The following is a 26,366-nucleotide window of genomic DNA, read 5'->3' as shown; positions in this document are numbered from 1 at the left end:
ATAGCGCAGTGCCGAATAACAACGGGCGTACGGCCCGGGGCCGGTTGATCCAGGGTCAGACCGTGACGACCGGCACGTCGGCGGGGCGCTCGGCGGCTTCTTCAAGCACGATCCGGCCCATCTGCTCGTACCGTTCGGGACGGACCTTCTTCATGTACAGCGCCAGTCCGATGCCGCCGAAGAAGAACACCCCGACGATGTACGGAATGCACTTGAACAGCAGGGTGGTGGACGCGGCACCGGCGGCAGTATCCATGTTGTAGATGAGCAGGCCGACCACGGCCGCCATGGCCACACCACCGACCAGTGGTGCCGTGAACGTCCGGAACCAGTGCTTGGTCTCGGGGTGCTTGCCCTGCTTGTGGAAGTAGCCGATAACCGCGAACGAGCACAGCGTCTGCACGATCAGGATCGCCATCGTGCCGAGCAGCGCGAGCAGTCCGTAGAGGTGCACGTACGGATCCATCCCGGCGACGATGAACGCGCCGACCAGAAGGGTGGCGATCACCGACTGGACGACCGAGGCAATGTGCGGGGAACCGTACTTGCGGTGGGTGCGGCCAAGGGCCGGGTGGATGAAGCCTTCCCGGCCGATCGCGTAGAGGTAGCGCGAAGCGCACTGGTGGAAGGCCATCGCGCAGGCGAAGGAACCGGTGACCACCAGCCACTGGAAGACCTTCACCGCCCAGGCGCCGAAGTGCTCGCCCAACGGGTTGAAGAACAGCGCCATGCCGTCCTTGGCTGCGAGTTCGACCGCACCGGCCTTGCCGGCGGCGGAGATCATCATCCAGGAGACGAACACGTAGAAGAGACCGACACCGACAACTGAGATCATGGTCGCGCGGGGGACGACCTTCTTCGGGTCGCGGGACTCCTCGCCGTACATCGCGGTCGATTCGAAGCCGACCCAGGACCAGAAGGCGAAGAACAGCCCGAGCCCGGCCGCTCCGGCACCGGAGCCGTTGACGCCCTTGAAGGCGTTGAGCGGGTTGACCGCCTCGGTGACAAAACCGTCGGGGCCGCCGCCGGTGAACAGGACCGCGAAGGAGCCGGCCGCCAGGACCGCGATCTCCAGGACCAGCGCGACGCCGAGGACCTTCGCGGTGAGGTGGATGTCGAAGAAGCCCATGATCGCGATGACCGCGAGGCCGAACAGCGCGAACCAGCCCCAGTGCAGGTCGGTGTGGAGCTGGGTGGCGAACAAGCCCTTGAGCGAGTAGGCGAAGAAGCCGATGATCGACGCTTCGAAGACCACATAGGCGAGTACGGCGAGCAGTCCGGATGCCATACCCGCGACACGGCCGAGGCCGTGCGAGATGTAGCCGTAGAACGCACCGGCGGCGGTGATGTGCTTGGCCATCGCGACATAGCCGATGGAGAAGATCGTCAGGACGATCGTCGCGAAGATGTACGCGGCGGAGCCGCCGAGTCCGTTGCCGGATCCGACGATGATCGGCAGGTTGCCGGTCATCGCGGTGATCGGGGCGGCGGTGGCGACCGCCATGAACACGACACCGACCAGGCCGACTGAGTTCGCTTTGAGTCTGTTGGTGTGCTCAACAGGAGCTTCGGGGGCGTCGCCGACTTTGGCACTGTCGACGGGCTGCTGCTGGGTGGACATCCCACCTCCTTCAAGGGGTGCGGCCTGATATGCGGCATGAGCTCGCGGATGTCCAGGCTCTCCGTTGAGCGGGGCGCCATCCGACGGGCCGTCAGCTTCGCGGCATCCAGGGACCCTTGCAACCGACAATGAGTCAGGAGTTCGGTTAAGGGATCAACACTGTGTCCGTTGTCATAGGGGTCCAACGGAACCGGTGGCGCGAGTGGGGGCGAGGGTTTCGGCCAGGTGTGCGGCGCGCCGTCTGTCGGGTTGGGCGATCTGCGCACCAACGCTGAGGCCGTCGGCGAGGACGGCGGCCTCTGCCCCGGCGGCCTCAGGCGGTAACCGCATTGGTGCCACGAATCCCCAATGGAACTGGCAGCACTCACTGATAGCGCGGGCCGTCACACAGCGATGACCTCGACGCCCAGCTCAAGCCCCTTGAAGTCAGCCGCGTTCCGGGTGAACAGCGGAAGACCGTGTGCGGCAGCGGTGGCCGCGATCATCAGGTCCATCCGACGGGGACGCGGATCACGTTTCGCCTTGACGGTGAGTGCGACCAGGGTGCCGAACCTGCGGGCGGCCTCCCGGTCGAAGGCGATGGTCGCGAAGTCCGTTTCGACATCCGCCAGACGCTGGGCCCGCGCCATCATCTCCACTGGATCCCTGGTCATCGCCACCCCCTGGGCCAGCTCCGCCAGCACGATCGAGGAAACAGCAGCCTCCAAGGGCAGCGCACTGGAATCGATCACTGACAGGTCGATGACCACACAGGTATCGAGCATCCCGCGAAGCCGTCTGCCGGTCATGCGCGCTCCCACGGATTGTCGTCGTTGCCGATGCGGTCCTCGGTGCCGAAGAACTCGTCGGCCTCCGCGCGCATCTGATCAGCGTCGACGCGCGGCGCATGGCGCCATTTCCGCTGGAGCTCGTCCACTGGGACAAAACGGCGTCGGGCGCTGAGCGGACGCACCTCGGCGATCTCGGTGCCGTTACGGGTGATGTGGTATGTCTCGCCGGCTTCGACGTCGTCAAGCACCGCCTTGGAGCGCGCGGCGAGCTCTCTCTGCGTGATGGTCTTCATGAACCCAGCGTATCGCGGTGTAATGCATTGCGCTACACGCGTGCCGACAAGCCACTCTCAAGCGCCTGAACTTGGCAGAACCTCCTCGCCGCCCCGGCAAGCGGTGCGCGAGGAGCTCGGCCAGGTGGACGGCTTTCCGGCCGTCCACGTGGGCGATCTGCGTCCGGCAGCTGAACCCGTCGGCGAGCAGCAGAGCGTCCAGCGCCGCGGCCCGCAGCGCCGGCAGGAGCCGGTCCTCGGCGACCGCGAGCGACATCTCCCGGCGCCCGGCCTCGAAGCCGAAGTTTCCGGCCAACTCATGGCAAACTCAATGGAGTTCGCCACTCAAGCCGTACCGCGCGCACAGCCACTCGCACTTGATCGGCAATCAACTCCGCACTGTCGAGCCGCACCGTGACGCTACGTCAACCAACACAGCGACGCGCGTCACATTGCGGCGTATCCGACTAGACACCCTGCGTACTTGCGCATATGGTCGCAACTGATCAAGTTGCATCACGCAGATACGCGCAGTCACCGGAGCCGCTCAATATCAATCGCCGCTTTCTTGCGCTCGTGTAGCGCGTGCTGCCGAACCTCCTGATGACAACCCGGCCGCCCGCACCGCTCGCCGCGCTGCTGCACATCACCGGCGTTGAATGGCCCGCGATCGATGAGAATGCCCTGGCAGCCTCGGCGCACGCCATGGCCGCCTACGCCGAAGCTCTGGGCCAGGCCCGCAGCCAAGCCGACAGTGCTGCACGCGAGATCTTCAAGGCGAACAGGAGTGAGGACACGGACGCTTTCAGCGCCCATTGGTCACGTGTGTCCGAGGAGCATCTGCACGACACTGTGTCCGCCTTCGAAACAGCTGCCGAGCAGCTTCGCTCCATGGCTGAAGTCATCGCCAGCACCAAGGAGCAGGCGGTCGATCAGCTACACCTGCTCAGCGACGCGATCAGCAGCGCCGACCGGGAAGGGGTGGCCGCTTCAGGCCAACAGCCTTTGACTCCGGGTGAGATCGCATCCCTACCTCAGGTAACCCACGTAGGCGACTCCCTCCGGGCCGGCTTCGAGACGATGTCCACCAACGTCGCAGACTTCCTTCTTCACAGCGCCCGCAGCCTGGATACTGCCGTTGAACGAGGCTTACGGCTCCAGAACATCGGCATAGGGACTGGCAATTCCCCATCGAGCACTCCAGCTGCCCAGGGTTCTCCATCCTCCCGGATCCAGGGACTGCTCTGATGCCCGCAGCAGCGGGCGGTCGAGGCGGCGGCGGCAAAGGCGGCGGCAAGATTGATATCGATATCCATCTGCCGAAGATCAAGATCCCTAGCCTCGGGGGCAACTCGAAGAAGCCTTCCGCCTCGACAGGCAAAGTCAATCCGAAGGTCCTGCAGAACACCAAGGGTGGCAGGCAGCCCTGCACCGCCGATGTGCTGGACCCTTCCGCTCCGAACAACGCTCCCCCTTCGGCGTCCCCACCCGCGCCGATCCGTCCGTCTCCTCCCCGTTCAACACCCACGACCAGTACTTCCAGTCGCCGGATCGATTCCGGAGTGCTCCGGGAGCACGCCGACCGCATCGGCGACGTCGGCGTAACAACGGCAGTGGCCCAGCGCAACCTGGAAAAAGCACTTGATGAGGCCGGGTCCGGGCTGAAGGGTGGGGACCGGTACACAGAGGAGATCCGACGGTCCTTCGAACAACTGGGGTCAAGACAACGGACAGCGTCCCGTACCATCGCGCCCATCCTGCAATCGGTGCGTGTGGGCTTGGACTTGGTCTCCGCAGCCTGGGGCGCTGCCGAAGAGCTGAACGTCCAGCGCTTCGCCGAACTCAATCCGAACTCCGGAACGGGAACCAAAACCAAGCGGGATGATTCGAAAGAACCCGTATACCTGATAGATAAATCTGGAATCGTCTGGCGGATTGAGAATCAGACAAAGTTCACACTCAACACAAGCGACAGAAGCGGACCACTCAGTCAATTCCTAAAACCCGGAACATGCGAGATCATCAAACTCACAAAGACTCAGAAGAGTGAGTTTAATTTTTCTCGCGACAAGTGGGATAAAGCCGTGATGGACGACATGAGAGCAGGGCGACCACCTCGCCAGCCGGTCCAATCGAATCAGATATCGACCCCCACCCAACTCTCGCTTGCCGTCGAAGATTCCCGAAAAGCAGAATCTGATTACAGCAGAGGCAATAACTATGCATCACTACACTACGCCGCAGAGGACGGGAAATCATTCACCTTGGTCGGCGCCAGCAAATCAGATCCCAACTATGGGGATTCCGAACGAATTACCGGACTCCCAATTCTTGCGAAAGGTAAGCAACTTCACGTTGATGAACTGTACACCGAACGAACCCCTTGCCAGAAAGGGCAGAACTGTGCAAGTTGGATCTCTTTGCACATGCAGAATCCGGTAACCCATACCACCCCAATCGTCACCCATGGTGCCGATTACGACAGTCAACGGCCGGACACTGGAGACTCGGGCGCCAATCGAAATGACCCATTCAAGGAATACATGAGGGATCTCGAAAAGAATCACGGATCTGGAAATTATTCCGGAACCGCTGGAAGCAGAGCCTACGTGTATCCACGATAATCCGGCTGTACACTAGGAAACTTGCCGGTGGCTCCGAACCTCAGCAAAAGGAATCATGGTTACATGCTATTCAATTTGAACCGCAATCAACTGGTCGAAAATTTTGGTGACGATGGCGTTATTCGCCTCAACCATGAACTCCTTGACGAATATCTGGAAAATCAAGCGGCGAAGGATTTCCTCCGCGACATCGGCATCCCTTGCTATAAATGGTTCTTTGAACCTCTGTCCTTCCTGGTCAATCCACGTCCGATAGCGGGACGTGAAATTTTGGCGCACGCGGAGGAGTCCGAATTCGAAATCATCCCGGCATGTGAAGAGAACCTCCTCGGCATCGGGATCGTGGAGGATGTCGGGATTTATGTAGGGTCCAGAACCGGGGCAGTCTACGCCGATGCAAACTGGTGGGATTCGGCAGATGGAGCGGCGCAGGACAAAATCCACACTGACCTCACATCATTCTGCATGACGATCCTACTGTTGGCGCAAAACTGGCCCGACGGAAGTCTCATCGATCCGGATCTCATGTACGAGACATACCACCCGGTAGCCGAAATGATCCAGGAAACCGTCGGAGCAGTGGACCCTTACCCATTTTCAAATCCCGAAGGGCTCTGGGGCGAGTGCTTCGACAGATTCTCCAGCGGCGAACTCGGCTAAGGAAGGATCCACATGGCGGCCGACCTCACCCGTGCCCTCTCAGACCACTTCGGCAGCGACGGGCTGCGGCAGTACCCCGTAGCCATACCGCTATTGGCCGATACCGGGCTTCCCGTACAAGTCGGCCTGTACTTCACCGCACCTTCGACAAGCGGTCCGTGGACGGTCGGTGACCGGGCGGCAGACGAGGAACTCCCCGTCCCGGAAAGCCGCCTCGCCGACCGGCTCCGCCTCGGCGGGGACCGTGGGGCCGAGCTATACCTGGCCGAAGACGGTGCGGTCCGTGCCGCACTTCTCGGTCTGGACTTCCCCGAAATGCCGGTGAGTTCCAACCTTGCGACCTTCGCCGGCGGACTGCTCGCGCTCGATCTGACGCTCTCGCGCATCCACGGCGCGGAGAACCAGGAGCAGGGGCTGGAGGCTTTCCGCGATCTCCGCTCGTACCTCCTGGAAATCGATCCGACAGTCTTCGAAGTCCGTGAGAGCTGGTGGCCGCGCGTGCTCGACGACATCCGGCAGCCACTCAACATCGGTTCCTCCGCCGCCTTCGAGTTCACCGACCGCGACGGTTCGAAACAGATCATCACCGAGACCAGCCGTCCCGGACAACCACACCCCGAGGAACTGCTGTGGCATCGGCTCTCAGGTATGGGTGCCCCGCGCGGTGCGGTTACCGGGGTCTATACCGAGCTTGAACCCTGCATGCTGCCCGGTCACTATTGCGCACTCTGGCTCGGTCAGGAATTCCCCGGAGCCGAGTTCACCCACAGCTTCGAGTACGGAACCAATGCTGAGTCGCGGGAACGCGGTGTCCAGGCCCTGATGCTGCATGTGGCCGAACAGAAACAGCGCCGTTAGATACCCACGAGGACGTACATGCAACATGAACAGGCGTTTCGTGTAACGCCGTTGAGCGCAGGTCGTCAAGCCGCAGGCCAAGCACTGCTGGGGTGGCTGCACGACCAGCGCGCGCCCCGACTGTGCCGTGTCTCCGGTCCGCCCGGCGTCGGCAAGTCACATCTGCTCGCCTGGCTGATCTCCACGTGCTCCGCTCCGGAGACGCCTAAGCTTCTGCGGGTCCACGCACAGGCATCCGCCGCCGGCCTGACGGTTGATCACCTGACCTGGCTACTCGCGCAGCAGCTCAACATTTATGCCCGCACGCCTGGCCAGATCATCGCCGCGCTTTCCCAGGATCGCCGTCGGACCGTGCTGGTCATCGCTGAAACGGCGCGCGCGGGCGAGCCCGAGTTTCCCGGCGAGGCGCAGCAGATCGTCACCCGGCTGCTTGACCCGCTGCTTGCCCTGGAGCATGTCCGGCTGGTGGTCGAGGCCGCCGAGGGAACTCCCGAGGCTGAAGCCTTCACGTCGGTGGACAAGCCCGCCGTCCTAGATCTGGATCAAGATCGCTGGACGGGTCGTGACGGTTTCGACCGGTGGTATCGCCAAGTATCGGCTGACGTGCCGCAGGCAGACGACGTATACCCGCGGCCAGGATCTGTCCTCCGGAAAACCCCGCCCATCAAGAACACCCGTCAAAAGCTGACTGCCGCTCAACTGATCTGCGATCCACCGGCGATGGCCCTTGCAGACCCGGCGGACGTCACCCGCGTCCTCGGTGCCGCCAACGCGGTCGGTCCGCTGGCCGCTGCGTGGATCGCCGCCGGTCCGGCCTTGTGCGATGAAGCAGATCCTGCTGTACGAGCCGCCGTCCTGCGGTGCCGTCTGCTGGGTACCGACGATGAAGCAGCGCAACGACTGGCCGATCCAGCATCCTCCGTTCCGTGGGAGATCAACTGGACCCAGTGGTCGGCTGGAGGCGCTTCCTGGCCCGGTCCGGTACACGCCTCCACCCTTGGGAGCGGGCGCTACGCGAACATGCTCCTCCTCGCCGACCCCGTCGGGGCGCTGCGGATCATCAACGTCGCTTCTGGGCTCCCTGTCGGTCGTCTAGCCGTCCCCAACCCCGTCCAGCCGATCGCAATGGCCCAGACAGCGACCGAAACCGTGGTCCTCTCCTCATCCGGCACAGTCATCGTGGTTGAAGCAGAACCCGAGTTGATCTACAACCGCGACGAATCGACGGCGAGCGGTCTCGAGAACCTGCACCGTCTAAGCACCATCTCGGTGGCCTCCCCGACCGCGCTCACCGTTTCCTCAGACGGGATATGGGCTCTGGGAGACGCAAAAGGGGCTGTTTACACCCACCGTGCTGACCTGGATGGTGCAGTCGCCGTTCCTCTGCACCTTGGTCCGGTCAACGCCCTCGCCACCGTGCCGACCAACGGCATCCCGCTCCTGTTCAGCGGCAGCGCGGACGGTCGGATCCGGGTCTGGAGCCCCGGCACCTCTCCCCTCCTTGAGCGTCTCGACGCTCGCCCCTGTCCGGTGACCGCACTCGCCGCCCAAGCCACACCGGACGGCCTGATCCTCGCCGCCGCATGGTCCGACGGGCTGGTCAGGATCCGTGTCCTTGGCGCAGAGGTTGCGTTCGACCTGCGCCTCGGCTCCCCCATCCAGGCTGTCACCGTGACGGTGGAAGGCGACGTGATCCTCGGCATGCACGATGGCATCGTGTCTTTGCGCCTCCGGCCCCACTACAACGCAGTGGCCAACAACTCGGCCAGGTGAATTGCCGTGCGCCCGTCGAGCTGGGCGATCTGCGTCCGGCAGCTGAACCCGTCGGCAAGCAGCAAAGCGTCCGGTGCGGCGGCCCGCAGCGCCGGCAGGAGCCGGTCCTCGGCGACCGCGAGCGACATCTCCCGGTGCCCGGCCTCGAAGCCGAAGTTTCCGGCCAACCCGCAGCAGCCACCGGCCAGTTCACCGACGAGGCCCGATTTCGTACGGAGACGTTGCTCGGCGGCGTCGCCCAGGACGGCGTGCTGGTGGCAGTGGAGCTGACCGGTGAATTCCCCACCGGTATAAGGCGGTTCCCAATGGGGGGCGAACTCCTCCAGCGCCTGCGCGAAAGTCCGGACCGGCAGTGGCTCAATTCCGAGCAGTTCAGGGACGTCCGTACGGAGTGCCGCCGCACAGGAGGGCTCCAGTCCGACGATGGGAATTCCCGCGTCCAAGGCGGGTTTCAGCGTGCGCAGCGTCCGGCGCATGACGCGTTTTGCCGTATCCAGCTGCCCGGTGGACACCCACGTCAGCCCGCAGCACACGGGGCCCGTCGGGACCAGGACGGTGAGCCCGGCGGCCTCCAGGACTTCGACGGCGGCGATGCCGGCCGACGGCGTGAAGTAGTTGGTGAAGGTGTCCGGCCACAGGACGATTCTCGGCCCGGAGTTGCTCCGGGGCCGGTTCTTGAACCAGTGGGTGAAGGGCTGCGGTGCGAAGGTCGGCAGTTCGCGTTGCGCGTCGAGTCCAGCGCACCGCAGAAGAGGTGAACCAGCATATGGTGCAAGGGAGTTCACCGTACGGGCGAGTCCCGGAAAGCTGCCGATCGCACGCGCCCACAAGGGCAGGAACCCCAGCGTGTAGTGCGGCAGCGGGCGCAATCGGCCCTTGTAGTGGTGGTGCAGGAACTCGGCTTTGTAGGTGGCCATGTCCACGTCGACGGGGCAGTCGCTGCGACAGCTTTTGCAGGACAGGCACAGGTCGAGGGCGTCGCGTACTTCTTCGGACTGCCAGCCGTCGGTGATGGTGTCGCCGATGAGCATCTCGTGCAGCAGCCTGGCGCGGCCCCGGGTGGAGTCCTTCTCCTCACCGGTGGCGCGGAACGACGGGCACATGACACTGGTTGACGAAGTGTCACGGCATTTGCCGACACCGACGCAGCGGCGGACGGCCGCGGAGAGGTCGCCGCCGTCGTGCGGATAGGTGAATACGGTGGCTGGCTTTACCGGCATGCCGACGAAGCGGATGTTCTCGTCGATTCGCGCGGGTCGGACGAGGACTCCGGGATTCATCCGGTCGGCGGGGTCCCAGATTCCTTTGTACGTCGCGAAGAGCCCGGTCATTTCCGGCCCGTACATCTTCGGCAGGAATTCGGCCCGGGCCCGGCCGTCGCCGTGTTCGCCGGAGAGCGAGCCGTCGTAGGAGACGACCAGGTCGGCGAGTTCGGCGGAGAACTCCCGGAAGATCCCGACTCCCTGATGAGTGATCAGGTCGAAGTCGAGGCGTACGTGGATGCAGCCTTCGCCGAAGTGCCCGTACGGGAGGCCGCGCAGCCCGTACCGCTTCATCAGTTTCCGGAAGTCACGCAGGTAGGAGCCGAGGCGTTCGGGCGGCACCGCGGTGTCCTCCCAGCCCGGCCAGGCCTCGGAGCCGTCAGCCATGCGGGTGGCGGTGCCGGAGGCTTCCTCGCGGACGCGCCACAGCGCGCGCTGTGCGGCCCGGTCGGTGACAACAAGGGAGTCGGGGGCCGTCTTGGCTACCGCAAGCGCCTTGGCCTCAGCTTCCGCCAGGGTGTCGCCGCCGGTTTCGATGAACAGCCAGGCACCGCCCCGGGGCAGTCCCGTCGCCCCGCGGGCGAGTTCGGGCGAGAGGCTTTCGACGGTCAGCGGCCCGTACGGAAGGACTGCCGGGACGGCGTCGGCGGCAGCCGTTTCGTCCGCGAAGCCGAGCACCGCCAGCGCCCGGGCCTTGGGGAGTTCAACGAGTCGTACGGTCGCCTCGGAAAGCGTCGCGCAGGTGCCCTCTGTGCCGACCAGGGATCTGGTGATGTCCCGCCCGTGCTCGGGGAGCAGCCGGTCCAGGGCGTAGCCGGAGACCCGGCGCGGCAACTGCGGGAAGCCGGTGCGCAGGGCGGCGAGGTTGGCGTCGGTCAATCCGTACAGGCTCTTCCTGATCTGCTCGGCCCGCCCGGTGCCGGTCAGTCCGTGCGGCCCCGCGGTGACGACGCTGCCGTCATAGGTGAGGACGGTGAGCGCGTCGACGCTGGCGCTGGTGCGCCCCCAGGCCACTGAGTGGGAACCGCAGGCGTCGTTGCCGATCATGCCGCCGAGGGAGCAGCGGCTGTGGGTGGAGGGGTCGGGTCCGAAGGTGAGTCCGTGTTCTGCGGCGGCGCGGTTCAGGTCGTCGAGGACGACGCCCGGCTGCACGCGGGCCGTGCGGGTGTCGGGGTCGAGTTCCAGGACGCGGTTGAGGTGCCGGGAGGTGTCGACGACGAGTCCGGGGCCGACGGCCTGGCCGCCGATGCTGGTGCCGCCGCCGCGGACGGTCAGGGGGAGGTCTGCGACCCGGCACGCGGCGATGACGGCGTGGAGTTCGTCGGTGGTGCGTGGCAGGGCGACGGCGGCCGGGACGATGCGGTAGTTGGAGGCGTCCATGGAATAGAGGGCGCGGCTGCCGGGGTCGTGGCGGACGTCGATTCCGGCGGCGGTCAGTTCCCGGGCCGCCTGCCCGGCAGCCGCTGCGTATTCGGCGCGTTCCGCGTGGACTTCTACCCGGCGCGCCCCGTGGCGTTCTGTGCGGCGTTCTGTGCGGCGTTCTGTGCGGCGTTCTGTGCGGCGTTCTTCGTGGTCGGACGTATTCAAGATCGACTACCCACTTTCAGATAACCCAAAAGGCCCTAGACAGGCTTTTCCGTCTCTTCTCATACACGAATGGAGCATTAGCGACACGCCGGACATGCTGCACTAACTGGACATAAGCGGATTTAGCCTCCTTGTTTTGGCAATCTGGCCAGTGCCTTGACGGAGCTCGCTTGGCAGTGCACCACTCTCAACGGAGAAGGACTCAAACTCATGCGCAAGCTCACCTCCCGCGTGGTCATCACGGCCGCCGCGGCAGCCCTCGCCACCGTCCCGCTCGCCCTGGTCACCGCCTCCTCGGCGCACGCCGACTCGGGTACGGGCCTCGGCGGCGTCTCCGGCACCCTCGCCGGCAACCACTACGCGCAGGCTGCCGACGGTTCCACGACCATGGGCACGAACACGGGCCTCGACGTGCAGCTCCCGTACGCGATGGCCAGCGACGGCCACGGCCCGGGCCACCACAGCGTCGGCAGCAGCCTGGGCAGCCTGGGCATCAGCCTCGGCGGCGCCTGGTACTCCTCCAAGGCCGACGGGTCCAAGGACATGGGCTCCAGCCTGCTCGGCCTCGACGCCACGCTCCCGCACTCCTGGGCCAAGTAGTACTGAGTAGGACCCAGTAACCGCGCGGGCCGATTGCGGCGGCCCGGACGGTCCCCTGTACGCCGGACGGCCGGATCGGACGAATCGATTCGGCCGTCCGGCATTTGTAAAAGTTCTCTCCAACTCCCGCCTCCAGGCCGCCTGCGGGCATCTCAGCACACGGACCTGGCATCGCAGGCCAATCGCGCGGGCTAGGCTCAACGCGTGGCCGAGATCAAAGCGCAGATCCAGATTCCTGACAGCCTGAAGCCCGCCGACGGCAGATTCGGTGCGGGCCCGTCCAAGGTGCGGACCGAAGCGCTCGACGCGCTCGCCGCTACCGGCACTTCCCTGCTGGGCACGTCCCACCGTCAGGCGCCTGTAAAGGACCTGGTCGGACGGGTGCGCCAGGGCGTAAGCGACCTGTTCTCCCTCCCCGCGGGCTACGAAGTGGTGCTCGGCAACGGCGGGTCCACCGCGTTCTGGGACATCGCCGCGTTCGGCCTGGTCGAACGCAAGTCGCAGCACCTGCACTTCGGCGAGTTCTCCTCGAAGTTCGCCGCCGCCACCAAGGCCGCGCCGTGGCTCGACGACCCGACGGTCGTCAAGTCCGAGCCGGGCACGCACCCGCTGCCGGTCGCCGAGGCCGGTGTGGACGTGTACGCACTCACCCACAACGAGACCTCCACCGGCGTCGCGATGCCGATTGTCCGTCCCGTCGGCGGTGACGAGGGCTCGCTGGTCCTGGTCGACGCCACCAGCGGCGCCGGCGGCCTGCCGGTCGACATCACCGAGTCGGACGTCTACTACTTCGCCCCGCAGAAGTGCTTCGCGGCCGACGGCGGCCTGTGGATCGCCGCCTTCTCCCCCGCCGCGCTCGAACGCGCCGCGCGGATCGGCGCGTCGGACCGCTACATCCCGACGTTCTTCGACCTGCCGACGGCGATCGACAACTCGTCGAAGAACCAGACGTACAACACCCCGGCGCTGTCCACCCTCTTCCTGCTCAACGAGCAGTTGGAGTGGCTGAACGGCAACGGCGGCCTGGACTGGGCGGTCGCCCGTACGGCCGACTCGTCCTCACGCCTGTACGCCTGGGCCGAGAAGTCGCCGTACGCCTCGCCGTTCGTCGTCGACCCGGCGCAGCGCTCGCAGGTCATCGGCACCATCGACTTCGCCGACTCGGTGGACGCCGCAGCCGTGGCGAAGGTGCTGCGGGCCAACGGCATCGTGGACACCGAGCCCTACCGCAAGCTGGGCCGCAACCAGCTGCGGGTCGCGATGTTCCCGGCGATTCACCCGGCTGACGTTGAGGCGCTGACGGAGTGCGTCGACTACGTGGTGGGCGAGCTCGCCGGCTGAATTACCACGTTGCAGGGGGTCCGGGGGGTTGCCCCCCGGCGGACAGAGCCACCCGGCTGACGTTGAGGCGCTGACGGAGTGCGTCGACTACGTGGTGGGCGAGCTCGCCTGATCTGCCAGTCAGTTCACGTAGAACGCTCGGCCGGGGTTCCCCGGCCGAGCGTTCCGCGTAGGCGGCAGGTCAGGGTGTCCAAGCGCCGGAGGCCGCCGCGGACTTCACGAAGCCGGCGAAGTCGCGGGGTTCGCGGCCCAGCGCCCGCTGGACGCCGTCGGAGATCTTCTTCTCGAAGCCGTTCGCGATCGGCAGGAGCGCGGCGCCCCACAGGGCCGCCTCGACGGCTGACACGCCGTGGCCGGTGAGTTCGGCGATGAACTCTTCGGCGGACAGCGGTGTGTAGCGGGCCTCGTGGCCGGTCGCCGCGGCGATGAGGGTGAGGGCCTCGTCGATGGTGACCACCCCGGGCCCGGACATCTCGTAGGTCTGCCCGGCGTGGCCGTCCTCCGTGAGCGCGGCGACCGCCACCGCCGCGACGTCCTCGACGTCGATCCAGCTCGCCGTGCCGTCTCCGGCAGGGAGCCGCAACTCCCCTTGCAGGACGGGGTCGTGGAAGATTCCCTCACTGAAGTTCTGGGCGAACCAGCCGGGGCGGAGGATCGTCCACGTGAGGCCTGACCCGCGCACTGCGGCCTCGGCGTCCAGGACGGCCTTCATCGCGTCGGGGTCCTCCCCGTAGTAGCCAGGCGTGTCGACCCCGCGCGCCGAGAGCAGGACCAGCCGCTCGACGCCGTTCGCGACCGCGTGTCCGACGAAGGCGCGGGTCCTCAGGTCGCCGTCGTTCTGCACGATGTACACGCCGGACACTCCGTCGAGCGCGGGGCCCCAGGTCGTCTCGTCCAGCCAGTCGAAGCGCTGCCCGGCGGAGCGGGAGGCCGCCCGGACCGGCACGCCGCGTCCAGCCAGCTGGGCCGCGACCCGTCGGCCGGTCTTCCCGGTGCCGCCGAGCACGAGGACTGGCTTCTGAGTCGTGGGGAGGTCGGGCGCCAAAGAACCGGATTCGACCGATACATCACTCATGTCGTCCTCTTCAGGTAAAGATGGAGAAAACTCCGACAGGAGCAATATGCCACTGAGTGGCGTAAGCGCACAAGCGGCATTCGCTGTACGGAGCTGCGCGCGCCCAGGACCCACACACCCACAGGGTCCTTAGTCGGAAATCAGTCCTTTTTGCCCAACTTTCGGTAACCCACGACCACCAGGGCCACCGCCAGCGCCGCCAGGAACCACGGCCCCGCCTTCTTCGCCGTGCTTTCGCCCTTCTTCCCGGCCGCACCCGGCGTGGCCGGGTCCGCAGCGGCGTTGCTCCCCGCCGTCCGCACCGAATCGGGCCGCAGGTCACCGGTCAGCCCGACCCGCCAGACCTGGCTGTCCTTGCCCTCGCTGCCGAACATGACGGCCTTGCCGTCGGGTGCGAAGGCCGCTGACTCACCCTGCCGTTGCAGCGGCAGGCTGACCGGGCCGATCTCCTTCGGTGCGGAGTCCGGCTCCTTTGAGAACATCGTCGCGGAGAAGTAGCCGCGCAGGACGATCCGGCTGCCGTCCGGGGAGAACGAGCCGTCGGTGACTGTGCCGGGCGCCGGAGACACGCGCTTGAAGGTGTTGACCTTCTTCGGGTCGAGGACGTCGGGCTGGACGTACAGCCCGGCCTTGGCCGGTTCCTGCTTGCTGGCGATGTAGAGCTTGTTGGTGCGTGGGTCGACGAGCATCGCCTCAGCGTCCCGGGGGCCGTCCTCGTACTTCACCCGGTACTTGACCGCAGTGACCGTCTGGTCCTTCAGCTCCACCGGTTCGGGGATCCGGTAGATGTACACCTCAGGCCACTGGCCCTTGAGGTTGTCGCCGATGTCCCCGACGAAGACCGCGGGCCGCCCGCTGTCGTCCTTGCCGACCGACACGGCCTCCCAGTCGCGCGCGTCGACGCCCTGGAGGGTGACGGTCGCCCGCGTCTCGCCCGCGGAGTCGATCGCGTACAGCATCGCGCCGTCGTCGCTGTCGTTGTGCGTCCAGTAGACGCCGGGGTGCTGGGCGCTCGCGGCCAGCCCGCTCGATTCGGTGATCCTCGCATCCTTGATCTTGAACGCGACCTGCTCGCCGTCGTCGGACGCCGCTGCCGCGACGGCCGTGACCGTGGCCGTCGTGGTGGCGAGCGCGCTGAGCAGCAGTGCGGCTGCGATCGAAGTGAACGTACTTGTCCGTGCCATGGGGCCAAGACTGCCAGGCCGCCCGGAGACGCCGGTCCACATTGGTGTCGCGATCCGGCCACAGCCCATTGCGCGGGGAGGCACTTCGGCGTTCCCATAGGAAACCGCTCTTCACGACGAACCACTGGGCCCGGGTCCACGGGCCAAGGCCCCTCGGGAGCTGCCATGACCTTGATCCAGGCCTGTCTGAACGGTTCTCGCCGCCCGGACGAGCATCCCGCGCTGCCGCTGACCCCCGCCCAGCTGGCCGCCGACAGCAGGGCCGTGGTGGGCGCCGGGGCCCGGATAGTCCATGTGCACCCGCGGGACCGGCACGGCCACGAGACCCTGGACGGCGATGTCCTGCGGCTGGTGGTGCGGGCGATCCGCTCGGCGGTACCCGGCACTCCCGTCGGGGTGACCACCGGGGCGTGGGTGGAGACCGACCCGGAGCGGCGCCTTGACGCCATCCGGTCGTGGACGGTGTTACCCGACCTCGCCTCGGTGAACCTGCACGAGCCCGGCGCGGTGGACCTGGTCCGCACGCTGGTGTCACTCGGTGTCGGGGTGGAGGCGGGGATCTGGTCGACGGCGGGGGTGGACCTGCTGGTCGGCGAGGGCCTCGCGGACCTGTGTGTGCGGATCCTGGTCGAGGTGATGGAGCAGGACCCGGTGCGGGCGCTGGCGGACGCGGACCGGATCCAGGAGCTGCTCGACGAGCGCAAGGTGATCGCACCGCGGCTCCTGCACGGGATGGACGCCGCCGCCTGGCCGGTCCTCGACGCGGCCCTGGACGCGGGTCTGGAAGTGCGGACCGGCCTGGAGGACACGCTCTACGACCCGCAGGGAAAGCGGACGCTCAACAACGCGACGCTGGTGCGGGTCGCGACGGACCGGGTGCGGGCGCAGGCCCGGTGAAGCGCCGCCGGGTAGCACCTTCGTCCTGCGATCCGGTGCGCACAGGACAAGGGGGTCACCCGGCGGCGCCGGAGGGCCGACGCCACGTGGCCGACGGGGCGCGGTCAGCTCGCCGCGGTCAACTCGCCGCGGTCAACGCAGCAGCGAACCGACGATCCCCACGACCACGAGCATGATCAAGGCGATGCTGACGACACGGGTACGGGTGCGCGGGTTCATCCTTCGAGACTACCCACCGTCCTGAGGTCGTCCCGCGCGGTCGTCCCGCAGCCGCGCTGGGGCCGGTCAACCGCCGGTCAACCGCCGGTCAGCGGCCGGTGTCAGCAACCGGTCAGCGCATCGCGGCGGCCAGGCGGTGCCGGAACGCGGCCAGGACCAGGTGGTCCCCGGTGCGCGACACGACCGTCCCCGGACGCCGGCCCCACAGGTAGAGCAGCAGGTCGGTCGGGTCGCCGCTGACGCCCGCGTCGGCGAACCCCTGTTCGCGGTCGATGCTCGCCTCGCCTTCGTGCAGGGTGATCCGCCAGTAGTGGTGCAGGCAGTTGACGGCGACGGTGCGCCCGGAGGCCGGGTCGTCCGCGGCACCGTCGTAGCGGCGCGGCAGCAGCACCCGCAGGGCCTCGTCGATGCCCTCCAGGGCCAGGGCCTGGTCGATGGGCGCCGGGTCGCCGACCGCCTGTTCGACGTCGAACCGGTGGACGGCTGCTTCGAGTGCCATCCGCCGGAACCAGTACGAGCGCTGCTCGCCGGTCCGGGTGTCGGGTGCGTCGGGGTCCTCGGGTCCGCGGCGGCTCAGTTCCGCGTAGAGCAGCGCGTGGTGCTGGACGTACCGGTCGATCAACCGGTCGGAGGATTCGTCGGGAACGATGCCAGGTGGCCGCTCGACGGTTGTGGCGGAAAGCCTCCCGGCCGTGTCGTGGAAGACGGCTGACGAGTGACGTACCAGGTCGGCCACCGACCAGCCGGGGCAGGAGGGAACAGGCGCACGGAGATCTTCAGCAGCCGCCTCGGCCAGGCGGCGCCCCTCCGTACGGAAATGGTTCTGGAAGCGCACATGGTCCATCCGTCAAGGGTTTCAGCCCTCATGAACGGGTGTCGATGGCGAATATCACTCAGATAGCGTAATGAATCACAAGGATTGCCCTGCCGATGGGCGAATCTTGACCTTTTGACCGTACGCGAACAGTTCTGGTCGTTTTGCGCAGTCCGTACCGGTCGGGGCCCTTGCGATCACATCTGGGCGCCGACTTCGGCCAGGGCACGGGCCGGTCGATCACATCTGGGCGAGACGCTCCAGGACCGGGACGGCCGCGCGCAGGACCGTCAGCTCTTCGGCCGTCAGCTGTGCCACATGCTCGGTCAGCCAGGCGTTGCCCAACCGCTTGCTTTCAGCCACCACCGCGGCGGCGGTCTCCGTCGTGGAGACCACGATCTGCCGCCGGTCCTCAGTGTGCTGCTCCCGCAGGACCAGTCCGCGGTCCTCCAGGGAGGCGATCACCCGGGTCATCGACGGCGGCTGGACCTTCTCGAAACGCGCCAGGTCACCGGGGGTCATCGGCCCTCGCGCGACCAGCACGCCGAGCACCGAGAGCTGGGTCGGGCTGAGCGTTTCGTCGGGCCGCTGGCTGCGCAGCCGCCGGGCGAGCTTGAGCACGGACGCCCGCAGCGTGGCGATGGCGGGGGGGCTGACTTCGGCAGTGTCATGTGAGGTGGTGGACACGCCCGTCAACCTACCGGTCCGCCGCGGTGCCGCGGGGGACCAGTCCGGGCTGGGGCGGCTACTTGGCGTCCAACACCTGTTCGATCGGGTCAATGCCGAAGTGGACCACGAACAGCGCCCCCACGACCCACAGCAGCCACGGGAGCTCGCGGGCCTTGCCGACTGCGGCCTTGAGGACGACGTACGCGATGAAGCCCGCGCCGATGCCGGTGGTGATCGAGTACGTGAAGGGCATGAGCGCGATGGTCAGGAAGGCCGGGACTGCGACCGTGAAGTCGTCCCAGTCGATGTGCTTGACCTGCATCATCATCAGCGCGCCGACGACCACCAGGGCGGGGGTGGCGGCCTGGGCCGGGACGAGCGTGGCCAGTGGGGTGAACAGCAGTGCCAGCGCGAACAGTCCGCCGGTGATGAGGTTGGCGAAGCCCGTACGCGCGCCTTCGCCCACCCCGGCCGTCGACTCGACGAACACCGTGTTGGAGGACGCGGAGGTGCCGCCGCCGGCGATCGCGCCCAGCGACTCGACGGTGAGGATGCGGCCCAGGCCCGGCACTTCGCCGTTCTTACCGAGCAGCCCGGCCTCGCGGCTGACGCCGATGATCGTGCCCATGCCGTCGAAGAAGTTCGACAGGAGGAGCGTGAAGATCAACAGGGTGGCGGTGAGGAAGCCGACGTGGGAGAACGCGCCGAAGAGGCTGAAGTCGCCGAACAGCCCGAAGTCGGGGGTGTCGATGACGCCGGTGGCCTCAGGTGCGGTGAGGCCCCACTCCTTGGCGTCCATGCCCGCGGCATTGTGGATGACGACCGACAGGACGGTCGAGGAGACGATGCCGATCAGGATCGCGCCGGGGATCTTCCGGGCCATCAGGACGATGGTGAGCAGCAAGCCGAAGCAGAACACCAGCATCGGCCAGCCCTTGAGGTTGCCACCGGTGCCGAGGGTGACCGGGACGGTCGAGTGCGCGGCGTCCGGGATGCGGCTGACGACGCCCGCGCTGACCAGGCCGACGAGGGTGACGAACAGACCGATGCCGACGCTGATCGCCTGCTTCAGGGCCAGCGGGATGGCGTTCATGATGGCTTCGCGCAGCCCGGTGACGGCGAGCACGAGCAGGCCGATGCCCTCCAGGACCACCAGGCCCATGGCGTCGTCCCAGCCCATCTGCGGGGCGATCTGGAAGGCGACCATGGAGTTGATGCCCAGACCCGCGGCGAGCGCGAGCGGGATGTTGCCGACGACGCCCATGAGGACCGTCATGAGCGCGGCGACGAACACCGTCGAGGTGACGAGCTGCCCCTGCGACAGGTGCTGGCCGTACTTGTCCGTTGCGGACCCGAGGATGATCGGGTTCAGCACGATGATGTAGGCCATCGCAAAGAAGGTGGCCAGGCCGCCGCGGGTCTCCCGGCCGAGGGTCGAGCCCCGCTCGGAGATCTTGAAGAAGCGGTCCAGGCCGCTCTTCGGGGCGGCGGGTGAAGCGTCGGGCGAAGCGGGCGCGGTGCGCCGGCCGGTGGCCGGTGCGGCATCGGCGGACATGGAGTTCCTAGCTGCTGCGGAGTGGCGGCGGAGCTCGACCCTGCGATCGCCATTGATTCCAGAAAAGCTCCAGGTAGGGACCACATAAGGATCAACCACGGCCCTTCGCCGCCCCAAACCGGGTAGCCGGGAGACCACAGCCGGGCGCGTGGCCGCGCTGCGGCTAATCTGTGGCGCATGAGCAGCCACGGGAAGAGGCGCCGCACCGCACCGGACGGGCAGGCCAAGGCCGGCACCGGATCACACCCGGCCGTGAACGAGCCGGTGGCCCGGACACCCGCGGCGGACGCCGCCCCGGAGGAGATCCAGCCGCTCGAGTCCGACGAGGCGAAGCTCGTCGGCTGGGGCACCGTGTTGTGTCTGGTCGTCTTCGTCGCCCTGCTGCCCTTCCGCGAAACCCTGGACGAGGACGGCAGGGGCTGGTGGCCGTGGTGCGCGCTGGCCGCGACCGGGCTCGGTCTGCTCGGGCTCTGGTACGTCCGGCGCCGCCGTGAAGCGATCCGGCTCAGCCACGAAGAGCGCGAAGAGCACGCAGAAAGCGCAGAAAGCGCAGAGCACGAAGCCAACGAAGTCCGCGAAGCCAACGAAGTCCGCGAAGGAACAGGGTCGGCCTGACGGACAAACGCGGGTAGGAGCCGGCCAATCCGCTCACCCGTACAGACGCATCATCAGGAACTATCACGTTCCGTGACGTAGCGTCTCCTTATGACTGCCGCCACCCCCGCGCCCCCGGCTGCCTCCCCCGCCACCGGCCTGACTTCGGCTGAAGTCGCCGAACGGATCGCGCGGGGCAAGGTCAACGATGTGCCGACACGGTCCTCGCGCAGTCTCGGGGAGATCGTCAAAGCGAACGTCTTCACGCTGTTCAACGCGGTGATCGGCACACTCTTTGTGATCATGCTGATCATCGCGCCGCTGGCCGACACCCTGTTCGGCTTCATCATCTTCATCAACACCGGCATCGGGATCTTCCAGGAGCTGCGGGCCAAGAAGACCCTGGACAACCTCGCCGTCGTCGGGGAGACCAAGCCCCGGGTGCGGCGGGACGGTGGCACCGTCGAGATCCCCTCGAACCAGTTGGTGCTCGACGATGTGATCGAGCTCGGCTCGGGCGACAAGATCGTCGTGGACGGTGAGGTCGGTGAGGCCGAAGGGCTTGAGGTCGACGAGTCGCTGCTCACCGGTGAGGCCGACCCGGTGCACAAGAAGCCCGGCGACCCGATGATGTCCGGCAGCTTCGTGGTCTCCGGGCACGGCACGTTCACCGCGACCAAGGTCGGCCGTGAGGCGTACGCCGCCCAGCTCGCCGAGGAGGCCAGCCGGTTCACCCTCGTCGACTCCGAGCTGCGCAACGGCGTCAACACGATCCTCAAGTACGTCACCTGGCTGCTCGTGCCGGTGTCGATCGCCCTGGCCGCGTCGCAGATGCTGGCCAGTAAGCACGATTTCCTCGAAGCCGTACGGCAGACCATCAGCGGCATCGTGCCGATGATCCCCGAAGGCCTGGTGCTGATGACCTCGATCGCCTTCGCGGTCGGTGTCGTGCGGCTCGGCCGCCAGCAGTGCCTTGTGCAGGAACTCCCGGCGATTGAGGGCCTGGCCCGGGTGAGCGTGGTGTGCCTGGACAAGACCGGGACCCTCACCGAGGGCGGGATGGACGTGTCCGAGACGCGCATCCTCGACGACAGCGTCCCCGTCGCCGAGGCGCTGGGCGCTCTCGGCACGACCGACCCGCGGCCCAACGCGAGCCTGCAGGCGGTGGTCGACGCCTACCCGGTGCCCGACGGGTGGCAGACCACCGGCACGATGCCGTTCTCCTCCGCGCGCAAATGGAGCGGGGCGTCGTTCGAAGGACACGGGTCGTGGCTGATGGGCGCGCCGGACGTGCTGCTGCCCGCCGGGCACGAGGCGCTGGCCGAGATCGAGGAGCTGAACAAGCAGGGGCTGCGGGTCCTGCTCGTCGCGCACGCGGACAAGGCGATCGACGACCCCACGATCGACGATGCGATCACGCCCGCCGCGATCCTGATCCTGGAGCAGCGGCTGCGGCCCGACGCGGCGGAGACACTGCGCTACTTCGCCGGGCAGAACGTCCAGACGAAAATCATCTCCGGGGACAACGCGGTGTCGGTCGGGGCGGTCGCCACCAAGCTCGGCATCCCCGGCGCGGAACATCCAGTGGACGCCCGGACGCTCCCGAAGGACCAGAACGAGCTGGCCGACATCCTGGAGAAAAACACCGTCTTCGGCCGGGTGACGCCGCAGCAGAAGCGCGACATGGTCGGCGCGTTGCAGTCCCGCGGCCACACGGTGGCGATGACCGGCGACGGGGTCAACGACGTGCTCGCGCTCAAGGACGCGGACATCGGTGTGGCGATGGGCTCCGGCAGTGAGGCCACCCGGGCGGTGGCGCAGATCGTCCTGCTGAACAACAGTTTCGCCACCCTGCCCTCGGTGGTCGCTGAAGGGCGCCGGGTCATCGGCAACATCGAGCGCGTCTCGAACCTGTTCCTGACCAAAACGGTGTATGCGGTGCTGCTCGCGGTTCTGGTGGCCGCGACCCAGGTGGTCTACCCGTTCCTCCCCCGCCACATGACGCTGCTGAACGCGCTGACGATCGGCACTCCGGCGTTCTTCCTGGCCTTGGCGCCCAACCATGAGCGGGCCCGTACCGGATTTGTCAGCCGGGTCCTGCACTTCGCCGTCCCCGCCGGGCTGATCTGCGGTGGCGCGTCGTTCGCCGCGTACTTGATCGCCCGCGCGGACATGGGGAACGACAAGCAGGCCAACACCACCATCGCCACCCTGACGCTGTTCCTGTGCTCGATGTGGGTGCTCGCGATGATCGCCCGACCGTACACCTGGTGGCGGGTCGCGCTGGTCTCGGTGATGGGCCTGGCCTTCCTGCTCGTGCTCACCATCGGACCGCTGCGGAAGGCGTTCGACCTCTCGCTGGTCAGCTGGACCAGTTCCGGCGCGGCGCTCGGCCTGGTCGCGGTGTCGATCGTGCTCCTTGAGCTGGTGTGGCGGCGCTCGGAGCGGCGGAAGCCGGAGCAGGCTCCGGCGTAGTCCCGCCCGTACCCAGGAGTTCGTCCGTGTCATCGAGACTGGAGAGGTGGAGCAATGAGCCACAGCAGCTGGAAGACCCTGCGCGAGCGGAAACTCACCACGATCTTCAGCGAGCCGGCGGCCTGACATCCGACGTGCCACCGCTCCGGGCCGCAAGGCAGCCCGGAGCGGTGCGGAATCCGGCGCGATGAGCTCAGACCCCGTCGAAGTCCCGTTCCGCGTCGAGCAGTCCGGCCAGTGACGGGTCGGCGAGCAGCTGTGCCACCTCGAAGCGGCGGTGCCACTCCTGCGCCGCCCAGGCCAGTCCGCGGGCCAGGCCCTCGAAGGTCGTCGCGTGTACGACGCCGCCCACGTAGCGCCAGTCAGCTTCGACGGCTTCCCCGTCGGGTCCGGCGACGAGCAGCTCCTCATGCTCGACGTAGGTGGGCGGGGAACCGGGCAAAGCAGCCAACACCGCGTCGGGAACCGGGTGTTCCTCGCCTTCGGACAGCACCTCGCCGGTCAGCGCCTCGGACAACAGCGGAATGTCGAGTACGTCGGACAGGCGCGCGGCCTTGTCGGGGTGTACGGGGACCACTCCACTGTCGGGGTCGTCCACCAGCAGTGCCGCCAGGTCGGGGGCGTCGCCGATGTACGCGTCCGCCGAGCGTACGACCACGAGTTGGCCCTGCCGGACCGCGCGTACCGTCGCCGGGGCTTCGACGTGGTCCGGGTCGGTGTCGGCGAGTGCCGTGTAGAGCTTGCGGAGCTGGTCCCGGCCGACCGTAAGGGTGTGGTCGGCGAGGCGGTCGAGGAGTTCGTCCGCGCCGCCGGGTTCGGCGAGCAGCGTCTCCAGGGTCGTCCGGACGCCGAGGGCGGTCAGGAACACCCGGTCCAGGTGCGAATCGACCTGGTCGTACAGCCCCTGGAGCAACGAAGCGTCGTCGGAGACCAGCAGGCCGGCCGGCCTGCGCCCGTCGAGGACGGGGTGGTCCCGAAGCCACCAGGCGGCGTACGGAATGACATCCGTACGTGTGCCGTCCGGAAGCAGCACCCGCGCGGGGTCGACGATCGCGGTGCGCAGCGGCGGTCGGGACAGGATCTCCAGCGCCTCGCCCCAGGCGTCGTCGGCGATCAGGTCAAGGTCGCGTACGGCCGTCATCGTGGACAGGACCGGCGGGAAGTCCTGGTCACCGAGGCTGTCCAGGACGTCGTCCAGCCAGTCCTCTTCGCCTTCGAGGTCGTGGCTGACCTCGTCCGCGTCGAGTGGGACATCTTCGTCGGTGACGAGGGTGAAGGTGCCCAACACCCCGACAGCTTCCAGGACTTCGGCGCCCCAGCGGTCGGCGAACTCCGCGTCGAGCAGGGCGAGCGCATCCGGCTCAACCAGTGCGGCCAGCGGGCCGCCGGGCAGCAGGAGTTCTCCGGCCGGGGTCGGTTCGCCGTCCTCGTCGGGCAGCAACAGGCCGTTCAGCCAAGGTTCTTCACCGGGTGTCAGATGTGCGGCCCGGACGAGTTCCAGGACGGATTCAGCGAACGCGTGCAGGTCCTCCGGCTCCTCCATGCCCGCCCGGACCATCGGGTCGGCGAGGACCGCGCGCGGGACCGCCGGGACCGCGCCGAGGCGTTCGAGGAGGGGGTGCACCGCGTCGGGGTGAACGACGCGGAGGCCGAGGGCGTCCAGGTGCTTGGGGGTGTCCGGGCCTGGCAGCAGCAGGTGGCGCGGTCCGCGGACCTGGCGTCCGTCGGCCAGCGGCACCGGCAGGGCGCCGAGCGCTTCGGCGTCGGCCGGGTCGAAGGACGCGTACAGCTCCCGCCACCACGAAGGTTCCCGGTCCAGGCCGCCGAGCAGGTCCACGACTTCGGCCAGCGGCAGCCGCCGGACGTCGAGGATCCGCAACGCCGGCGAGCGGTCAAGGCCCGCCGGGAGGAGGCCCGGCAGCACGGGGGTCAGTGCGGTCACCAGTTCGGCGCGGGCCCGCTCCACAACGACGGCGTCGCGCGGGCGCAGCCGTACGACGTTGCCTTCGTCGGAAAGCGCGGCAGCCGCCAAAAACGGTGTCTCAACGAGCCTGGCCAGGACCGCCCGGCGCAGTTCGGCGTCCAGTTCGCCTTCGGCCACCGGCCCGGGGACCAGCGGGACCGCGTTTCCGGGCCAGTCGCGCAGGAGCGTCGCGTAGGCGTCCGCGGCCTGGCCGACCAGGAACGCCCGCAGCGGTCCCGGTGCGACGTGCCGCCGGGTGTGGTCCATCGGGAAGGTGGCGACGAGCAGCGCGGGGAGGCTGACGGGTTCGTCGCTCGGGGTGGGCGCGTGCAGGACCGGGGTCAGGTCCGGCCGTACGGGGTTTCCCGCGGCGTCGACCGGTACGGCCCAGAGAACCGACCACGCGGCCCGGCGGCGTTCCTCCACCGGCCGGTCGGCGACGAGGTCCGCGGTGAGCGGCCCGGCGGACTGTGCCACCCGCCAGCGGGTGGTGGTTCCGTCGTCCGTGACGACGACGGTGTCGCCGTCTTCCGCGCGACTCAGGACCCGTACGCCGTCATCCGTTTCGATGATGACTTCGGCGAGCCCCGGCAGGGTGAGGAGAAGTGCGTCGTCGACTTCGGTCAGCAGTCGGCGGACGAGCTGCACGGCGGTGTCGTCGCGCAGTGGCAGCACAGCTTCGGTGTCGTAACCGTCGGCGGGCTTCCCGTCGGCCGGGAACGGCAGGCGCAGTACGGGGACTCCGCCGTCGCGTCCCGCTGCTTCGGCGGCCAGTGCGGGGACCGCGCCGACGAGCTGCCGCGTCTCCGTCAGGGACCAGCGCGCCGCGCCGGACCGGGAGAGCATCCGCGGTTCGTCTGTGACGCTCAACACGGAGGCGAATCCGACGCCGAAGCGCCCGACGGCCTGTTCGTCCCGTTTTGCGGAGGCCCGGAGGGTGGAGAGCGCCGCAACGCCTTCGGCGGTGAGCGGGGCTCCGGTGTTCGCCGCGTGGAGGGTCGTGTCACGGAGGGTCAGCCGCAGTCGCCCCGGGGTACCCGCTCTAGCCGCCGCGTCGGCGGCGTTCTGGGCAAGTTCGACGATGAGCCGGTCCCGGTAGCCGCCGAGGACAAGCTCCTCCTCGGCGTTGGCGTCTTCGCGGAAGCGTGCGGGGGAGGCAGTCCACGCGTCCAGAACCGTGCGGCGCTGGGCCGCGGTGCCGAAGTGGTCATCGATGGTCATGGCGGCAAACCTGCCGAGGGACGCGCGGGTTGGCAAATCCGTGGGGCGGGCGGGGTGGTTGTGGCTGGTGCGCTCAGGTCGCGGGCGGTACGGAGAGTCGTGGGGCGTCGCAGCCGGTCTGGTCCATGATGCGGTTGGCCATCAGCACGGACAGGCGGATGAGACGGTGATCAACCGCCGGAGAGGGGTCAGTGATCCGCGCGATAAAATTCACGGACCGACGAGTACGCCCCCACTGGCCTCGCCTATTCAACGGAAGTTGACCAACCGTCAAGTTGAACTGAAAAGGTGCCCCTGACCTGCCAGGATGCGATTGTCGAGAAAGCATTCAG

Annotated in this window: 20 protein-coding genes and 1 pseudogene; 10 read left to right on the top strand and 11 right to left on the bottom strand. The window is 67.4% G+C overall.

What is annotated here, in order from left to right; all coding sequences use genetic code 11:
• Positions 1 to 55: 55 nt before the first annotated feature.
• The 4 genes and pseudogenes from AC0Z36_RS00105 to AC0Z36_RS00090 all read right to left on the bottom strand — a co-directional run.
• Positions 56 to 1,621: an APC family permease gene (locus tag AC0Z36_RS00105; RefSeq protein WP_485460502.1), complete on the bottom strand. Its 1,566-nt coding sequence runs from the start codon at positions 1,619 to 1,621 to the stop codon at positions 56 to 58.
• A gap of 383 nt (positions 1,622 to 2,004) precedes the next feature.
• The gene (locus AC0Z36_RS00100) at positions 2,005 to 2,409 is read right to left on the bottom strand and encodes a PIN domain-containing protein (protein ID WP_485460501.1); all 405 of its coding nucleotides are present in this window, start codon (positions 2,407 to 2,409) and stop codon (positions 2,005 to 2,007) included.
• Positions 2,406 to 2,684 carry a type II toxin-antitoxin system Phd/YefM family antitoxin gene (locus AC0Z36_RS00095; RefSeq protein WP_485460500.1) on the bottom strand — a complete coding sequence of 93 codons (279 nt, stop codon included), beginning with the start codon at positions 2,682 to 2,684 and terminating at the stop codon, positions 2,406 to 2,408. The genes AC0Z36_RS00100 and AC0Z36_RS00095 overlap by 4 nt, the downstream gene beginning before the upstream one ends.
• A pseudogene (locus AC0Z36_RS00090) lies at positions 2,632 to 2,988 on the bottom strand (hypothetical protein); the annotation flags it as partial. The gene AC0Z36_RS00095 and the pseudogene AC0Z36_RS00090, both read right to left, overlap by 53 nt.
• 260 nt (positions 2,989 to 3,248) lie before the next feature.
• On the opposite strand from AC0Z36_RS00090, the gene AC0Z36_RS00085 reads away from it, so the two are divergent.
• Genes AC0Z36_RS00085 through AC0Z36_RS00065 form a run of 5 tightly spaced genes read left to right on the top strand, consistent with a single transcriptional unit; the run spans position 3,249 to position 8,578 of the window.
• Positions 3,249 to 3,911: a WXG100-like domain-containing protein gene (locus AC0Z36_RS00085; protein ID WP_485460499.1), complete on the top strand. Its 663-nt coding sequence runs from the start codon at positions 3,249 to 3,251 to the stop codon at positions 3,909 to 3,911.
• Entirely contained in the window at positions 3,911 to 5,287 is a 1,377-nt protein-coding gene (locus tag AC0Z36_RS00080; RefSeq protein ID WP_485460498.1) for a nucleic acid/nucleotide deaminase domain-containing protein, read from the top strand. The genes AC0Z36_RS00085 and AC0Z36_RS00080 overlap by 1 nt, the downstream gene beginning before the upstream one ends.
• Positions 5,288 to 5,314: 27 nt before the next feature.
• Complete coding sequence (locus AC0Z36_RS00075; RefSeq protein WP_485460497.1) at positions 5,315 to 5,947, top strand: SUKH-4 family immunity protein; 633 nt, start codon at positions 5,315 to 5,317, stop codon at positions 5,945 to 5,947.
• A gap of 12 nt (positions 5,948 to 5,959) precedes the next feature.
• A complete protein-coding gene (locus AC0Z36_RS00070) occupies positions 5,960 to 6,805 on the top strand; it encodes a nucleic acid/nucleotide deaminase domain-containing protein (RefSeq protein WP_485460496.1) in 846 nt (281 codons plus the stop codon).
• 18 nt (positions 6,806 to 6,823) lie between these two features.
• Positions 6,824 to 8,578 (top strand): hypothetical protein, encoded by a 1,755-nt coding sequence (locus AC0Z36_RS00065; protein WP_485460495.1) that lies wholly within the window; start codon positions 6,824 to 6,826, stop codon positions 8,576 to 8,578.
• Here AC0Z36_RS00065 and AC0Z36_RS00060 read toward each other — a convergent pair.
• The gene (locus AC0Z36_RS00060; RefSeq protein WP_485460659.1) at positions 8,545 to 11,277 is read right to left on the bottom strand and encodes an FAD-binding and (Fe-S)-binding domain-containing protein; all 2,733 of its coding nucleotides are present in this window, start codon (positions 11,275 to 11,277) and stop codon (positions 8,545 to 8,547) included. The two genes, AC0Z36_RS00065 and AC0Z36_RS00060, sit on opposite strands and share 34 nt — an antisense overlap.
• Positions 11,278 to 11,637: 360 nt before the next feature.
• Here AC0Z36_RS00060 and AC0Z36_RS00055 point away from each other — a divergent pair, with 360 nt between their 5' ends.
• Positions 11,638 to 12,027: a hypothetical protein gene (locus AC0Z36_RS00055; RefSeq protein ID WP_485460494.1), complete on the top strand. Its 390-nt coding sequence runs from the start codon at positions 11,638 to 11,640 to the stop codon at positions 12,025 to 12,027.
• 213 nt (positions 12,028 to 12,240) lie between these two features.
• Complete coding sequence (gene serC, locus AC0Z36_RS00050; protein WP_485460658.1) at positions 12,241 to 13,368, top strand: phosphoserine transaminase; 1,128 nt, start codon at positions 12,241 to 12,243, stop codon at positions 13,366 to 13,368.
• A 181-nt stretch (positions 13,369 to 13,549) separates the two neighbouring features.
• On the opposite strand, the gene AC0Z36_RS00045 is transcribed toward serC, so the two are convergent.
• Together AC0Z36_RS00045 and AC0Z36_RS00040 are read right to left on the bottom strand one after the other, a co-directional pair.
• Positions 13,550 to 14,443 carry an NAD(P)H-binding protein gene (locus AC0Z36_RS00045; RefSeq protein WP_485460493.1) on the bottom strand — a complete coding sequence of 298 codons (894 nt, stop codon included), beginning with the start codon at positions 14,441 to 14,443 and terminating at the stop codon, positions 13,550 to 13,552.
• A 140-nt stretch (positions 14,444 to 14,583) separates the two neighbouring features.
• Entirely contained in the window at positions 14,584 to 15,627 is a 1,044-nt protein-coding gene (locus AC0Z36_RS00040) for a hypothetical protein (protein WP_485460492.1), read from the bottom strand.
• A 165-nt stretch (positions 15,628 to 15,792) separates the two neighbouring features.
• Between AC0Z36_RS00040 and AC0Z36_RS00035 the strand changes: the two genes are divergently transcribed.
• Positions 15,793 to 16,524, top strand: coding sequence for a 3-keto-5-aminohexanoate cleavage protein (locus AC0Z36_RS00035; protein ID WP_485460491.1), 732 nt, complete (start codon positions 15,793 to 15,795; stop codon positions 16,522 to 16,524).
• Between the two features lie 331 nt (positions 16,525 to 16,855).
• On the opposite strand, the gene AC0Z36_RS00030 is transcribed toward AC0Z36_RS00035, so the two are convergent.
• From AC0Z36_RS00030 to AC0Z36_RS00020, 3 genes are all read right to left on the bottom strand, one after another.
• Positions 16,856 to 17,587 (bottom strand): maleylpyruvate isomerase family mycothiol-dependent enzyme, encoded by a 732-nt coding sequence (locus AC0Z36_RS00030; protein ID WP_485460490.1) that lies wholly within the window; start codon positions 17,585 to 17,587, stop codon positions 16,856 to 16,858.
• A 210-nt stretch (positions 17,588 to 17,797) separates the two neighbouring features.
• On the bottom strand, positions 17,798 to 18,244 hold the full coding sequence (locus AC0Z36_RS00025) for a MarR family winged helix-turn-helix transcriptional regulator (RefSeq protein ID WP_485460489.1): 447 nt from the start codon (positions 18,242 to 18,244) through the stop codon (positions 17,798 to 17,800).
• Positions 18,245 to 18,302: 58 nt separating this feature from the next.
• The gene (locus AC0Z36_RS00020; RefSeq protein ID WP_485460488.1) at positions 18,303 to 19,781 is read right to left on the bottom strand and encodes an NCS2 family permease; all 1,479 of its coding nucleotides are present in this window, start codon (positions 19,779 to 19,781) and stop codon (positions 18,303 to 18,305) included.
• Positions 19,782 to 19,958: 177 nt separating this feature from the next.
• Between AC0Z36_RS00020 and AC0Z36_RS00015 the strand changes: the two genes are divergently transcribed.
• On the top strand, positions 19,959 to 20,396 hold the full coding sequence (locus AC0Z36_RS00015) for a hypothetical protein (protein ID WP_485460487.1): 438 nt from the start codon (positions 19,959 to 19,961) through the stop codon (positions 20,394 to 20,396).
• 90 nt (positions 20,397 to 20,486) lie between these two features.
• A complete protein-coding gene (locus AC0Z36_RS00010; protein WP_485460486.1) occupies positions 20,487 to 22,850 on the top strand; it encodes a cation-translocating P-type ATPase in 2,364 nt (787 codons plus the stop codon).
• 193 nt (positions 22,851 to 23,043) lie between these two features.
• Here the strand turns inward: AC0Z36_RS00010 and AC0Z36_RS00005 are convergent, their stop codons facing one another.
• On the bottom strand, positions 23,044 to 26,034 hold the full coding sequence (locus AC0Z36_RS00005) for a sacsin N-terminal ATP-binding-like domain-containing protein (protein ID WP_485460485.1): 2,991 nt from the start codon (positions 26,032 to 26,034) through the stop codon (positions 23,044 to 23,046).
• Positions 26,035 to 26,366: the final 332 nt, after the last annotated feature.

The sequence above is a fragment of the Kitasatospora sp. UYEF31 genome (genome assembly GCF_057291755.1).
This window is presented reverse-complemented; position numbering and strand designations above follow the sequence as displayed.